Source organism: Chelatococcus sp. GCM10030263 (assembly GCF_042666455.1).
Lineage (GTDB): Bacteria > Pseudomonadota > Alphaproteobacteria > Rhizobiales > Beijerinckiaceae > Chelatococcus.
This window is the reverse complement of the sequence record NZ_JBHTDB010000005.1, coordinates 379,083-393,525: the sequence shown is the minus strand read 5'-3', so window position 1 is coordinate 393,525 and position 14,443 is coordinate 379,083. Positions and strand designations below refer to the sequence as shown.

Annotated in this window: 13 protein-coding genes; 5 read left to right on the top strand and 8 right to left on the bottom strand. The window is 65.3% G+C overall.

Going from position 1 to position 14,443, the window contains the following annotated elements; genetic code table 11:
• Positions 1-34: 34 nt before the first annotated feature.
• The 8 genes from ACFQU1_RS12135 to ACFQU1_RS12100 form a co-directional block, all read right to left on the bottom strand.
• A complete protein-coding gene (locus ACFQU1_RS12135; RefSeq protein WP_378132787.1) occupies positions 35-1,777 on the bottom strand; it encodes an ABC transporter substrate-binding protein in 1,743 nt (580 codons plus the stop codon).
• 44 nt (positions 1,778-1,821) lie between these two features.
• Positions 1,822-2,931: an NAD(P)/FAD-dependent oxidoreductase gene (locus ACFQU1_RS12130; RefSeq protein WP_378132786.1), complete on the bottom strand. Its 1,110-nt coding sequence runs from the start codon at positions 2,929-2,931 to the stop codon at positions 1,822-1,824.
• 24 nt (positions 2,932-2,955) lie between these two features.
• Entirely contained in the window at positions 2,956-3,963 is a 1,008-nt protein-coding gene (locus ACFQU1_RS12125; protein ID WP_378132784.1) for an ABC transporter ATP-binding protein, read from the bottom strand.
• The gene (locus tag ACFQU1_RS12120; RefSeq protein ID WP_378132782.1) at positions 3,956-5,035 is read right to left on the bottom strand and encodes an ABC transporter ATP-binding protein; all 1,080 of its coding nucleotides are present in this window, start codon (positions 5,033-5,035) and stop codon (positions 3,956-3,958) included. Before ACFQU1_RS12120 ends, ACFQU1_RS12125 begins: the two co-directional genes overlap by 8 nt.
• On the bottom strand, positions 5,035-6,006 hold the full coding sequence (locus ACFQU1_RS12115; protein WP_378132780.1) for an ABC transporter permease: 972 nt from the start codon (positions 6,004-6,006) through the stop codon (positions 5,035-5,037). The genes ACFQU1_RS12120 and ACFQU1_RS12115 overlap by 1 nt, the downstream gene beginning before the upstream one ends.
• Positions 6,007-6,010: 4 nt before the next feature.
• Positions 6,011-6,928: an ABC transporter permease gene (locus ACFQU1_RS12110; RefSeq protein ID WP_378132778.1), complete on the bottom strand. Its 918-nt coding sequence runs from the start codon at positions 6,926-6,928 to the stop codon at positions 6,011-6,013.
• A 268-nt stretch (positions 6,929-7,196) separates the two neighbouring features.
• Positions 7,197-8,096: a LysR substrate-binding domain-containing protein gene (locus ACFQU1_RS12105; protein ID WP_378132776.1), complete on the bottom strand. Its 900-nt coding sequence runs from the start codon at positions 8,094-8,096 to the stop codon at positions 7,197-7,199.
• A gap of 294 nt (positions 8,097-8,390) precedes the next feature.
• Positions 8,391-9,170 carry an IclR family transcriptional regulator gene (locus ACFQU1_RS12100; protein WP_378132774.1) on the bottom strand — a complete coding sequence of 260 codons (780 nt, stop codon included), beginning with the start codon at positions 9,168-9,170 and terminating at the stop codon, positions 8,391-8,393.
• Positions 9,171-9,331: 161 nt separating this feature from the next.
• On the opposite strand from ACFQU1_RS12100, the gene ACFQU1_RS12095 reads away from it, so the two are divergent.
• The 5 genes from ACFQU1_RS12095 to ACFQU1_RS12075 are packed head-to-tail and all read left to right on the top strand — an operon-like array spanning position 9,332 to position 14,410.
• Positions 9,332-10,183: a transporter substrate-binding domain-containing protein gene (locus ACFQU1_RS12095; protein WP_378132771.1), complete on the top strand. Its 852-nt coding sequence runs from the start codon at positions 9,332-9,334 to the stop codon at positions 10,181-10,183.
• Between the two features lie 48 nt (positions 10,184-10,231).
• The gene (locus ACFQU1_RS12090) at positions 10,232-10,948 is read left to right on the top strand and encodes an amino acid ABC transporter permease (RefSeq protein WP_378132769.1); all 717 of its coding nucleotides are present in this window, start codon (positions 10,232-10,234) and stop codon (positions 10,946-10,948) included.
• A 1-nt stretch (position 10,949) separates the two neighbouring features.
• Positions 10,950-11,666 carry an amino acid ABC transporter permease gene (locus ACFQU1_RS12085; protein ID WP_378132767.1) on the top strand — a complete coding sequence of 239 codons (717 nt, stop codon included), beginning with the start codon at positions 10,950-10,952 and terminating at the stop codon, positions 11,664-11,666.
• Positions 11,667-11,703: 37 nt separating this feature from the next.
• Positions 11,704-13,143, top strand: a complete 1,440-nt coding sequence (locus tag ACFQU1_RS12080) for an MmgE/PrpD family protein (protein WP_378132765.1) — start codon at positions 11,704-11,706, stop codon at positions 13,141-13,143.
• The gene (locus ACFQU1_RS12075; RefSeq protein ID WP_378132763.1) at positions 13,118-14,410 is read left to right on the top strand and encodes an NAD(P)/FAD-dependent oxidoreductase; all 1,293 of its coding nucleotides are present in this window, start codon (positions 13,118-13,120) and stop codon (positions 14,408-14,410) included. Before ACFQU1_RS12080 ends, ACFQU1_RS12075 begins: the two co-directional genes overlap by 26 nt.
• Positions 14,411-14,443: the final 33 nt, after the last annotated feature.

Here is a 14,443-nt window from a genome sequence, read left to right as displayed (position 1 = left end):
CCGCTCGACGAGGGGCTCGCTCGTTTGAAGGGTATCAGTATTCGTATCCGGCCTTTTCCATATACTGCTTGGCCAGCTCAAGATCATAGGGAATGGGCTTCAGCAGCTCATGGTCGTAATCCGCCGAAGTATAGGGGATCGGCACCGTTCCCGGCTTGCCGACGCCGCCGACGATGTTCTTGATGATCTGCTCGCGCGGGATCGCGTGGCTCATCGCCTTGCGCACATAGGTGGCGGCCTCCGCCGCGCGGCTCGGATCCTTCTTGCCGAGCGGCGTCTCGACACCCGTGCCGAAGACGGGATGGTTGAGGTTGAGACAGGTCTGCATCCACTTGAACGAGTCGAAGCGGTTGACCTTGCCCCATGACGGATCGATCGTATCGAGCAGGGTGCCGACGTCGTACATGGGGTCGTGGGCATCGATGGTGCCGCCCTTGACCGCGCTCAGAACCGCATCGGCACCCTGAATGTTGACGACATAGAAGGTCGTGACATTGCCGGGTGTCTTCTTCCAGTAGTTCTTGTTCTTGACGTATTTATACGCCTTGCGCGAGGGGTCGAAGCCTTGCGGGATCCAAGGTCCGGTGCCGACGCCGCCCTTGGCTTCGAAGACTTTGCCGTCGGACGTCTTGACCGGGAAAGTGCCGAGCCACGTGCTGATGGTATGGCCGCGCAGCTCTTCCGGCTTCAGCCCCTGATAGGCGTGCTTCGGCATCATGGCGATGACCGGCAGCAGGAAATCGTGGAAGAGCACGTTCGGCTGCGGCAGGGTCACGGTGATCTCGTTGGGGCCCGTGATCTTGTAGGCATCCTTGCTGCCCATCACTGTCGCGAGGGGATGCTGGTAGAGGCTCGCGTAATTCTTGTCGATCACGGTATCCCAGGTGAAGATGACGTCCTCGGCGGTGAAAGGCTCGCCGCTGTGCCATGTCACGCCTTGCCGCAGCTTGATCGTCCAGACCTTGCCGTCCGGGGAATGTTCGATCGATTCCGCAAGCGCGGGCACCAGGTTTTTCTTTTCCCAGCTGTCGTATTCGAGCAGCGCGTTATAGACGGGCCCGAAGATGTTCGATTCGTTGTACCCGCTCGAATACATGGGTATGAGCTGGCTCGGCGGCTGCCAAGAGGCAAAGGTCGCGACCACATCCCCGGTGGCCCCCTCGATGGTCCAATTTTCCGGCCGCGGAAAGAACACCGGATTATAGGTGGTCTCATTCATACCCGTCAGCTTGGGATTGGTGATGATCACATCCTCCGGATAGTAGACCATGTGCAGCGGCTCGGTTTCGTACCAGCGTTTCATGAAGGCGGTGAGCGCCTCCTTGCGCACCGCCGGATCGACGGCGCGCGAATATTTCTCGATGGCCGCGTCGATCACGGGATCGTGGATGTGATAGTAGTTCTGCCCATTCGGCGGGATGAACTTGCTGTGGAACAGCGTCTCGGGCAACGGAACGAGGCCGCTGTAATAGATGCGCTCCGAATACATGTCGAAGCCGCCTTCGACATGTGTCTTGCCTTCGGGATTAGCCCGCCGCGCGATGACGACCGACGGGGGCTGGAAGCTCGGCACGACGTCGATGCCGAGGCGGACGAGCTGCTTGCCGATCAGATCCGTCCAGATCATGCGCGATTGGACGTTGTTGAAGATCATCAGATAGATCTTGAAGAGTGGTGGCTTGGCCAGAGCCGGATGGGGCACGCCGCTCGCGGCGAGCGCGACTGCGCCCGCCCCGGTCCATTTCAGCACGTCACGTCGCGTCGTATGCTGTGTCATCGCCTATCCCCTCTTGTTCGAATGAGAGACGAACGCAGTCACTCTCAGGCTTGAAAGCGACCCGGGCGGAATGGCCCGAGGTCGGAGCGCTGCCTGCCGCGCACCACTTCGTCCGCCACGGCTTGGCCGAGCAGCGGTCCCAGCGTGACGCCGCTGTGGGTCACGACCACGTAATAGCCTTCGAGCCCACGGACGGGTCCGACCGCCGACAAGCCGTCGGCGGGAATGGGGCGAACCGTGGTGCGCACGGCCTCCGCCTCCACGCCGGCGAGCTCGGGCAGGATCTCGGCGGCGCTGGCGAGGGCGATTTTCGCCTCTTCGCAATCGGGCGTGCGGCTCTCGAGCCGCGTGAAGCGGTCGTCGAGCGAGTCCTTGCGCACCATCAGCCGGCCGGCGCCATCCGGACGGATGTCGAGGTCGGGCCCGTGAAGGGGGCGCTGCAGATCGATCCCGACCGGCGGCGTGAAAACGAGGAAGCCCACGGTCGGCGCGAGCGGTACGGTCGGCGCGGAGCCTTCGACGGTGTCATTCGACCAGCGACCGGTGCAGTTGATGACCACATCGGCCCCATGCAGCTCGCCGCGGGCGTCGCGCGCGCCGATCACGCGGCCATTGCGGGTTTCGAGCCCGGTGACGGTGATCCCGGTCTTCAGCCGCGCGCCGTAGCGGTCCCGCGCGGCGCGCAGCATGGTGCCGGCATAGAGCACGGGATCGACCCAGCCCTCCTCGGCGCAATAGACGATCGCCGCCTCGTCCGGAATGGCCTCGGCCGCCACCGCCGGCGCGAGCTCCCTGAGACGCGCCTTGTCGATGAATTCCGCGGCATAGCCCCACTCCTTGAGCCGCGCGACCTTCTCCTTCTGCGCCGCCACCTCCGCGCGCGCCACCCGCCATTCGAGGCTGCCGCTCTGGTGAAACCAGGGCGCTCTGCCGAATTCTTCGCGCAGCGCGGCGTGGGCGCGCATGCCGGCGACATTGAGGTCGTGGTAGGCGCGTGGCGGCTTGTTGTTGGCATTGGTCCAGGCGAAGCTGACGCCGGAGGTGCCGGCGCCGGCGCGCGACGCTTCGAGCACAGTGACCTGCGCCCCGCTCTGCGCGGCCCGATAGGCCACCGAACTGCCGACGATCCCGGCCCCGACGACGATGACATGCATGAACAGAACTCCTTTGGCCGCGCTTCAGCGCGGGTTATGGCAGGCAAAGCTGTGGGTTTCGCCGTTGGGGGCGGCGAGCACCGGCGTCTCGCGCTCGCAGACGGGCAATGCCGCCGGACAGCGCGTGTGGAAGGCGCAACCGGAGGGCCGCTGCAGCACGCTCGGCGCCTCACCCGTGACGGTGGCGCGCCGGCCGTGCGCCGCCGGATCAGGCGTCGGCACCGCCGCAATGAGCGCTGCGGTGTAGTGATGGCGCGGCCGGTCGAAAATCTCGTCCACGGTGCCGACCTCGACCAGATTACCGAGATACATCACCGCGATGCGGTTGCTGAGAAAGCGCACCGAGCCGAGATCGTGCGAGATGTAGAGATAGGCGAGGCCGAGCTCTTCCTGCAGTTCAGCGAGGAGATTGAGCACCTGCGCGCGCACGGAGACGTCGAGCGAGGACACCGGCTCGTCGCAGATCAGAAGCCGCGGATCGACGGCGAGCGCCCGCGCGATGCCGATGCGCTGCCGCTGGCCGCCCGAGAGCTCATGTGGATAGCGTTCGGCATAATCGGCCGGCAGGCCGACACGGTCGAGCAGCGCCTCGACCTCCGCGTCCCAGCGCGCCTGCGGCACGTGGCCGTGCACCCGCAGCGGCTCCGTCAGGATCTGGCGGATGCTCCAACGCGGGTTGAGCGAGAGATAGGGATCCTGGAAGACGTATTGCATCTTGCGGCGCAGCGCGAGCACCTCGCTGCGCCTGTCGCGCCCGAAGGTGGCGCGCACGTCGGCGCCGTCGAGCCGGATGTCTCCTGCCGTCGGCTCGACCAGATGCAGGATCGAGCGGGCGGCCGTCGTCTTGCCGCAGCCCGATTCCCCCACGATGCTCAGCGTCTCGCCTGCAGCAAGCGTGAAGCTGATGTCGTTGACGGCCCTGATCTCGCCCACGACATGCTGGCGCAAGAGGTCCCGTCGGCGAATGAGATAGCTCTTGGCGAGCCCCTCGACGGTGAGGAGCGGGGCTGGTGCGACGGCAGTCTCAGCCATGATCGGGCACTCCGGAGCTGCCACGCTTGAGACAATGCACGACCCGGCCGGGCTCGATCACCGCCGCCTGCGGCACGAGCCCGCTGCAGTCCGGCGAGGCTTCAGGGCAGCGGTCGGCGAAGCGGCATCCACGGCCGTGCTGCGGCACGCCGGCCGTCACGGCGCGGCCGACGGTCGGGAGCCGCTCGCGGCGGCCCGCGGCATCGACCGTGTAGCGCCGGTCGATGCGCGGCGTGCTCGCAAGCAGCGCCTGGGTGTAGGGGTGCAGCGGACGCGTGAAGATGGAGCGCTTGTCGCCGGTCTCGCAGACTTGGCCCGCATACATCACCGTGATGCGGTCGGCGATGCGCGCGACAACCCCCATATCGTGCGTCACGAAGATCATGGACATGCCGATACGCGCCTTCAGATCCTCGAAGAGGTCGAGGATCTGCGCCTGGATGGTGACGTCGAGCGCCGTCGTCGGCTCATCGGCAAGGACGAGCGCCGGGTTGCAGAGGAGCGCGCGGGCGATGCAGACGCGCTGCTTCATGCCGCCGCTCATCTCATGCGGATATTGGCCGAGCCGCGAGCCGGGATCGCTGATGCCGACGAGACCGAGCAGTGCTTCGACACGGTCGAGCGCCGCGCGGCGGGGGAGCCGCTCGTGCACGCGCAGGATTTCGGCAAGCTGCGTGCCCACCGTCAGGAAGGGGTTCAGCGAATAGCCGGGGTTCTGGAACACCATGGCGAGCTTGCGCCCGCGCAGGCGCTGCATCTGCGCCTGCGACTTCGCCGCGAGATCCTCGCCCTCGAACAGGATGCGGCCGCGGGCGATGCGGGCCGGCGGCGGCAGCAGGTTCAGGATCGCGAGGCTCGACAATGTCTTGCCGCTGCCCGTCTCGCCGACGATGCCCATAGTTTCGCCGGCGCGCACCTCGTAGCTCACATCCTCGACGACGCGCGTCGGCGCATTCCAGGGCGGGAAATGGATGCTGAGATGTTCGACGGTGACGAGGACGGGCGACGGCGCCGGGGCCGTGACGGCGCCCGCCTCGTGGGGGATGGGACTTGCCGTCACGGTCGCGCGCATCAGCTTTTGGCCCTCGGGTTGAAGGCGTCGGTGAGGCCGTCCGCCAGCAGATTGAAGCCGAGCACCGTGATGAAGATAGCCACGCCCGGGCTCAGCGCCGCCCAGGGCGCCACCTTCAGCGCCTCGTAGTTGAAGTAGAGAAGCTGGCCCCAGCTCACCGCCGCCGGATCGCCGAAGCCGAGGAAGCCGATCATCGCTTCGGCCAAGACCGCGCCGCCGATGCCCAGCGCGATGACGACGATGAGCGAGGGCAGCGCATTGGGCAGAATATGGCGGAACAGAATGTCGGCCGAGGTCGCGCCGATGCAGCGCGCCGCCTCGACGAATTCCTGGTTCTTGAGCCGGAGGAACTCGGCTCGCGTCATGCGCGCGATGGGCGCCCAGGAGAAGACGCCGATCAGGAGGATGATCACGCCCAGGTTGAGGTAAGGAATACTTTCAAACGGCGTGTTGACGATCGCGCCGCCGAGGAGGCGCACGACGGCCAGAATGACGACGAATACAGGAATCACCAGAAAGAAATCGGTGAAGCGCATCAGCAGTTCATCGGTCATGCCGCCCCGATAGCCGGCGATCCCGCCGACGACGATGCCGATCAGCGAGGCGATCGACATCGCCCCGAGGCCGACCGCGAGCGCCGTCGGCGCGCCGTAGATGACGCGGCTTGCGACATCGTAGGCCATGCGATCGGTGCCGAGCGGATGAGCCCAGCTCGGCGGCGCCTTGGCGCCGGGATCGAGCATCGCGCTCTGATCGTCCGCGCCGTAGGGCGCAATGAACGGCCCGATCACGGCCGTGGCGACGACGAGGAGCACGAGCACAAGGCCGAGCATGCCGGTGCGACTTTTGGCGAAGCGCTGGCAGCCCTGGCGCCAGATGCCGACACGGCGCGCCTTGGCGCCGGAGACCTGCCGCGGCGTGCTCGCAGGCGGGGAGGTCGTCGGCCCGGTCGTGATCGCTGGGTCGCTCACCTGCTCACTCCAGACTGATGCGCGGATCGATCAGGACGTAGATGGCGTCCGTCAAAAGGGTGGTGGCGATGAGCATGAAAGCGATGACGGTGCTCGCGCCCATGATGACGGGATAATCGAGCTGCTGGATCGCCGAGACATAGAGATAACCCAGCCCCGGCCAGGTGAAGACGGTCTCGGTGACGGGCGCCGTGCCGAGCATCAGGCCGATCAGGAGACCGAGATAGGTCAGCATCGGGATGAAGGCGGCGCGCAGCGCATGGATATAGATGACGCGGCGCTCGGGGATGCCACTCGCGCGCATGGCGGCGACATAGTCGCTCTTCAAGACGTCCACCATGTTGGAGCGCATGAGGAGGGTGAGCGTCGCCGTGTTGAAGAAGGTGAGCATCGCGACCGGCAGCACCATGTGCCAGAGACTGTCGGCAAGAGGACTGCCCCATAGTGGAGCGCGCGTAGAATAGGCGCCGTAACTCGGGAAGATTTCAAAGGTATATGAGAAAAGGAAGATCAGCAGGACGCCGAGAAAGAATGCAGGAAGAGACTGGCCGAGCAGCGCCGTGCTCATCACCGCGAAATCCGCCTTTGAATGCTGGCGGCGCGCCGCAGTGACGCCGAACAAGATCGCGATGGCGAGCGCGATCATAATGGCGGGGAGCTGAATCTTTAGAGTCTGCCAGCCCCAGGCGAGAATGAGGCCGCCGACCGGTTGATTGTAGACGATGCTCGTGCCGAAATCGAGGTGCAGGATACGGCCGAGCCAGATGAAATAGCGTGTCAGTGGATCGCTATCGAGCCCGTAGTAGACCTTGACGCGATCCATGACCTCCCCGGTCATTCCGGGGGTCTGCGACATCATCAATTCGATCGGATTGCCGATGGAATTGACCAGAAAGAAAATCGCTGCGCTGACACCGAGCATAAGGATTGCAGCGAACAGCAGTCGTCTGGTTAAAAAAACGGCTACCCTCATATCGCCGCCTTTTCGTTGCGAGACTGCTGCACATTAAGGCGCCATTATTGGCTATATTATAGGCGCTTATTATGTAGCACGCTCCCGATCAGAGATTTTCGCTCTGACACCCTCTATTCTTTAGGGAGCTTATTTTCCGAAATTGGGCGGGTCAATGTATTTGATTTTGGAAGGCCATTCCATCTGGTTATGGACTGTCGACCGTCGCAGTCCCTGATCAGCCGTCCGCGCGATACCCGAGCCGCTCGAATTCATCCTCGATATCGCGCGTCATCGCGTCCGCGAGCGACGAGCCGATCAATGTATTGGGATGCAGATGCCAAACCGGAAAAGCGACGTCCGGCGCAAAGGGCTTCGCCACTAAGCCGCGCCCGGAGAACAGCCGGGCGTTGAACTCGTCGACGATGGCAACACCGGCGCCGCTCGCCACCAAGGCACAGGTGATATTCGCCATCGGCGCCTCGATGAAGGTATGCAGATCGACGCCAGCCGCCTCGAATACACGCGCGATCACGGTCCGTCGCTCGATATGACCGATCGAGATGTAATTTTCACCGCGGAGATCCTCCGGCCTCAGCTCGCGCCGAGCGGCGAGGCGGTGGTTTTCCGGCACGACACAGACCCCGGGAATGCGGGCGATCACACGACAGGAGACATTGGGATGCGGCGTCGAGGAATTGGCCAGGCCGAGGTCGATCTGGCCGGTAATTGCCCATTCGATCACTCGCTCGGAGCTGCGCGAGTGCAGTGCCACGGTGGTATTCTCATGCCGTTGGCAGAATTGCGCGACGAGCGGCGGCAGAATGGTGCCGGCGAGCATAGGCATGATCCCGAGATTGATGCGGCCGAAGCGCAGCTCGCGGATATCCTTCGTGACCCGCTCGAGACGCTCGATGCTTTCCCAGGTGCGTTGCACCTCCGCGAAGAAGAGCTCGCCGTCGCGCGTCGGCCGCAGCCGACTTTTGCTGCGCTCGAAGAGAGTGATCCCCGCCGAGCGCTCGAGCTGATGCAGCATCTTGCTTGCGGCCGGCTGGGAGATCGACAGTATCTCGGCGGCCCGCGTCAGGGTTCCATGTTCCATGACGTAACGGAACAGCTCGATATGTTTTAGGTTCATGGCCGAAACGCCTCTCCTCGGGTCCCAGTGACTGCGTTAGCTCAGGCAAAAACTCCTCCAACGGCAACAGGTGCTTAGATCCCAGCAACGGCAGAGCATCGAAGTTGTGCGCTACATACACGAAGGTGATAGCCGCAATTTGTCGAGGCGCCTCCCGGGGCGGAAGTCCGATGCGATTACCTACCCTGCATTGCTTAGCGCTTTCGGAAGAATCCGTGCACCCTCTGCAGGTCGGCGATGGCTAACGACGGAGGCAAGCCCGCGCCGGCCAAATGCCTTGTCGAGGAAGTGGGCTTATGACCGCATGGCCGTCCGAGAATTCGCTATTGCGAGGCTGAGAAGGGACGCCTCCTCCCGCATGCGGGCAATGACAGCGGCGAGCCGCGGCTCGGGAAGGCGCGCTTCCGTCGCGCCGATGGCGAGCGCGGCGATCGGCCGTCCCTTGGGCGTCAGGATCGGCACGGCCGCGCCCACGATGCCGGCAATCGACCTGCTGATCTCGTGACAATAGCCGTGCTCGCGGATGCGCGCGAGATCGTCCTCAGACGGCAACGCATGGCCCAAGGCCTCGATGCGACGACGATTGGCAGCGAGAATGGCCTCGCGCTCGTCCTTCGGAAGATGGGCGAGGATGGTGGTGCTGCCCGGACCAAGCCCCAGCGGCGTGGCCCCGCCGATATGCCCGGTCAAGCTGCGGATCGTATATTCGCCGTCCTGCCGGTCGAGGCAGACGGCGTCGAAGCCTGACCTCGCCATCAGAAACATGCAGTCGCCGCTGTAGGAGGCGAGCCGCACGAGCCCCGGCCGCGCGGCGGCGACAAGGCCGCCCTGATCCTCGCTGAGCGAGGCGAGCTGAAACAGCTTCGGGCCGAGGCCGAGCCGCTTGCTGTCGCCCACCCGGCCCACGAAGCCGTAGCGTTCCAGTGCTGCAACCAGACGGTGCGCCGTCGGCGGTTCGAGACCGCAGCGTTCGGCGACGTCCGAGAGCCGCACCCCGTTGGCCGGTGCTTCGGCGATCGCCTCCAGCACCGCGAGTCCCCGCTCCAACGCCTGTGTACCGCCCGCCGCCTTCATGCTTCTCTCCAATGATAATATTCCAAAATATGGAATATAAATAACATGAAACACCACGATACGAAATATCTGTTGACGTGCTCGTAGGGTGCGAGTCACAGTTCAGCTGTCGGAATGATGAAGACATCGACGACGCTCCATTTCTAATCGAGGGGATCGCCATGCGTTTTTCCACTATCCGTGCCGGAAGTGGCCGGCTGTCCGCGGCCGTGGTCGCGCTGATGCTCGGTGTCGGTGCAAGCCAGGCAGCGGAGCCTGCCCTGCCCGATTTCATCAAGAGCCAGGGCGTGCTTCGCGTCGGGGTGAAATGCGACTACCCGCCGTCCGGCTTTCTCGACGCCAGCGGCAAGTTCGCCGGCATCGAGGTGGAGATGGCCAAGCGGCTGGCGGAGATCGCCTTCGGATCGCCGGACAAGGCCGCGCTGCAATGCGTGACGTCGGAAGCGCGCATTCCGGCGCTAAACGGGAAGAAGGTCGACGTGATCATCGCCACGCTCGGCATCTATCCCGAGCGGCAGAAGGTGATCGACTTCACCATTCCTTATGCCTGGGGCGCGAGCAGCGTCCTGCAGGTCAAGAACGGCGAGGCCAAGTCTCTCGCCGATTTCAAGGGCAAGACCGTCTCGATGCTCAAGGGCGCTTCGCAAGCCGCCTGGTTCGAGAAGAACATGCCGGAGATCGAGACGCTGCGCCTCAACAGCGTCGCCGAGGCGTTGCAGGCGATGCGCCAGGGCCGCGCCGACGGCTATACGGGCGATACATCCGTTCTCTTCTCCATTCTCTCCGCCAACAAGGATCTGAAAATCCTGCCAGACGGGCAGATCTTCGACGTCGCCTTCATCGGCGCGGGCATTCGCAAGAACGAGCCCGAATGGAAGGCCTTTCTCGACGCCCAGATCGTCAAGCTCCGTGCGGAGAAGTTCTATTCCAAGGTCGTCCCGCTCGTCGTCTCCGATCCACTCGTCCGCGACGAGATGATCAAGACCTACGAAAGCGACCCGCCGAAGAGCTGACGGGCTTCGCCGTCCCGCCGGCCGCTTTGCGGCCGGCGATCGCCCCGCATGTCACGACGGACCGCCCCGGGCCGTCCCATCCGGCCGGCTGCAATGACCGACGCCTTCGACTGGACCTATCTGTACGACACGCTGCCCGCGCTCCTCGCAGGGCTGCAGATGACGCTGCTCGTCAGCCTTCTCGCCATCGTCATTTCGCTCGTGATCGGCGCGGCGGGAGCGGCCATGCGCCTGTCCGGCAACGCGCTTCTGGTCTGGCCGGCGCGCAGCTACGCCGCCTTCATCCGCAACACGCCGCTCCTGGTGCAGCTCTTCTTCATTTTCTACGGCTTGCCGGCGATCGGGCTGCGGCTTTCCGCCTTCTGGTCGGGCGTCGCCTGCCTCGCCCTGTGGGGCGGCTCCTACCACCTCGACAGCTTTCGCGCCGGATATCTCGGGGTCTCGCACGGCGTGAAGGAAGCGGCCGCCTCGCTCGGCCTGAAGACCTGGCAATACGCTCTGCTCATCGCGCTTCCCATCGCGCTGCGAACGGCCGTGCCTTCGATGCTCAACACCAGCATCGCCATGGTCAAGAACTCGTCTTACCTGCAGGCGATCGGCCTTGCCGAAATGACCTTCGTCGCCATCGACCGGATCTCCCTGGAGTTCCGCACCATCGAGCTCTTCGCCGCACTCTGTGCCCTCTATCTCGTCCTCGTCCTGACGATGTCGGCGGCGGCCGGCCGGCTCGAGCAGCGCCTGCAACGCCCATTCAAGGTGCGCTGACATGATGACGCTCATCGCCAATCGCGAGATCCTCCTGCAGGGCCTGCTGATGACCCTGGCGCTGACGGCTTGCGTACTGGTGGTCGCGACGGTGCTGGCCTCACTCCTGGCAGCGGGAACGCTGGCGCGCCGCGCCATCCTGCGCAGGCCGTGTCGCGCCCTCGTCGAAGCGATGCGCGACCTGCCGCTCTTCGTGACGGTGATGATGATCTATTTCGTCGCGCCGGCGATCGGCATCGCGCTCGATCCCTTCGGCGCGACGGTCGCGGGGCTCGGCGCCTGGGGCGGTGCCAACGGCGCCATCGTGATCCGTGCAGGCATCCTGGCCGTGCCAAAGGGACAAACGGAGGCGGGCGCGGCCCTTGGCCTCGGAACGCTGCAGCGTCTGCGCCTGATCGTGCTGCCGCAAGCCTTGCGACCGATCCTTCCGCCGTATCTCGGGCTCGTGACGCAACTCGTCCAGGCAACGTCGATCGGTGCGCTGATCGGGGTGCGCGAACTGCTCAAGACGGGGCAGATCGTCATCGAACGCGCGACGATCATGGAAGGCGGGCTGTCGCCCTTCACCCTCTACGGCGCGATCCTCGTCATCTATTTCGTCATCTGCGCGACGCTCTCGCTGCTCAGCAGCCGGCTCGAGACCTCGCTCGGCAAGCATGAACGTCCCGCAGTGGACAGGCCGCGCGGGGATGGTCCGCAAGTTCTCGCCCGGTCGTGAGCCGGCGTCGTCTCCATATTTTCCACGGAACCTTGAAATGCCGGACATCGCCAGCCGTGAAGCAGCCCTCGCCCGCGCCATCGTGGAGCGCGCGTCATCGGTGCCGCCCACCATCCGCGCGCTCGCCTGCGAGCATATCGCCGACTTCGCCGGCGTGGCCGCGGCCGGCTTGGGCTCCGACAGCTTCGCCCGCATCAGTCGCACCCTCGCGCCGCAGCCGGCCCAATCGCAGTCCGCCGCGCGAGTCTGGGGCGGCGCCGGCTGGCTGCCGGCGCGCGATGCGGCGATGCTCAATGCGGTCGCCGGTCACGTCGACGACTTCGACGATGACGAAGCCGAGCTTTCGCTGGCTCACCCCACGGTAACGATCCTGACCGCGGCAGGTGCCGCCGCCGATCTGGTCACGGTTCCGGGGTCGCGTCTGGTCGAGGCCTATGTCGCAGGGGTCGAATTGGTCATGCGCCTCGGCGCGATGCTCAATCCGGCCCATTACACCCGCGGCTTCCACGCCACCGCAACGCTCGGCGCTCTCGGCGCGGCCGTTTCCGCGGGCCTCGTGCTCGGCCTCGATCGTGAGAGGCTGCGCCATGCGCTCGGCATCGCCGCCTCGCTCGCGGGCGGATTGCGCAGCAACTTTGGCAGCGACACGAAATCCCTGCAGACGGGCAATGCCGCCCGCAGCGGCCTCATGGCCGCCGAACTTGCCCGCGACGGGGTGTCCTCGACGCCCGGGAGCCTCTTCGGCCCCCTCGGCTTCGTTCCCGTCTTCGGTGGACGCGTCCCCCCCGACGACATCGCCGAAGCGTTCGGCGCCCCCTGGCTGATCGACGCTCCGGGCATCACCATCAAGGCCTATCCCTGCTGCACCTGCGCGCATACCGCGCTCGATTCCTTGTTCGCGCTCATGGCCGAACACAGGATCGAACCGCAGCGGATCCTTCGGATCGAGGTGGATGTCGACGAGGCAGCACCCCGGATCCTCATTCACGACAACGCGCGCACGGCGCTCGAAGGCAAGTTCAGCATGCCGTTCTGCCTGGCCGCCGGGCTGCTGCGGGGCCGCCTCGGCCTCGCCGAATTTGACGATGCGCTCGTGCTGGCGCCCGAGACACGGAGCCTGATGGAGCGCGTCGTGATATGCCCCGACCCGTCCCTGCCGAAGCCGGACGGTCGCATCACGCTTGCGAGCCGCCTGCGCCTCCTCCTGCAGGACGGCACCGTCCTCGAACGCCACACGCAACAGCCGAGCGGCAGTCGCAGCCACCGGCTGAGCAAGGACCAGCTCTCGGCGAAGTTCACGGCCAATGCCGCCAGCAGGCTGGGGCCGACCTGCAAGGAGGTTTTCGAAACCTTGCTCGCGCTCGACCGTCTACCCGACGCCGCCCGCGGCTTCGATGCCCTCTGCTCCGCGGCGCGGTTTGACCCGCGCGCTTCCCGACAGGACTTGATCGATGGACCTATCGCGCTTCAGCACTGATCCCTATTGGTGGGATGGGGCCCCTCCAGAGGAGGCCCGCGACGCCCTGCCCGCGCGTGCCGATGTCGTCATCGTGGGGTCCGGTTATGCCGGGCTCTCGGCCGCGGCCGAACTCGCCCGCAACGGCACCGACGTGATCGTGGTCGATGCGGAGGGGCTCGGCGCCGGTGCGAGCACGCGCAGTGGCGGCATGGTCTCGAGCGGCCAGAAGATGGTGATGACAGGTGCGGTGCGCGGCAAGGCCCGAGGGCGCATTGCCGAACTCCTCGCCGATTCCGTCGCCTCTTTCGAGCACATCGAGAATCTCATCGCCCGCGAGGGGCTCGATGCCGGCTACCAGAAATGCGGCCGCTTCTTCGCCGCCTATGTGCCGAAGCATTTCGACCGGCTGCGCGAGCAGGGCGAACTTCTGGAGACGATAACCGGCGTCACCGTCCACGTCGTTCCCCGTTCCGAGCAGCGACGCATCACCGCGACCGATTTCTATCACGGCGGCATCGTCGTCGACGACTACGGTGGACTGCATCCTGGACTCTATGCCCGCTCGCTGCGCGATCTGGCGCGCCGCTGCGGCGCCAGGCTCTTCTCGCACGCGCCGGTCAAGCGGGTCACCCGCGACAACGACGGCTTCAGCGTGGAGACGGGCCGCGGCATCATCCGGGCCAAGGAGGTCGTGGTGGCGACCAATGGCTATACCGGCAAGGCGACGCCCAATCTTCGCCGGCGCATCATCCCGGTCTACAGCTACCAGATCGCCACCGAGCCCCTGCCGCCCGAGCTGATGGATGCGATCAATCCGGGGCGTCGAATGATCTCCGACAGCCAGCGCGAGCTCTACTACACCCGCCCCTCCCCCGACGGCACGCGCATTCTGTTCGGCAGCCGGCCGAGCTTCCTCGAAATGGACGAGCGGGCCGCCGCACGCAATCTCGCCAGGCGCCTTCAGGAGGTTTGGCCGCAACTCGCCCCCTTCCGCATCACCCACAGCTGGCGTGGCAAGGTGGCGATGACCTTCGACAAGGTCGCGCATATGGGCCGCGACGAAGGCGTCCACTACGCTATCGGCTGCAACGGCAATGGCGTCGCCCTCATGACCTATCTCGGTCATCAGACTGCGCTCAAGCTGCTCGGTAAGACAAATCGCTCCTGCGCCTTCGACACGCCCGACTTTCCGACCGAGCCCTACTACACGGGCCGGCCCTGGTTCCTGCCGATCGTCAGCGCCTGGTACCACCTGCGCGACGGCATCGAGCGCAAGCTGTCGTGACCTTCCGAATGGCCGGACGACCTGCGAGCCCGC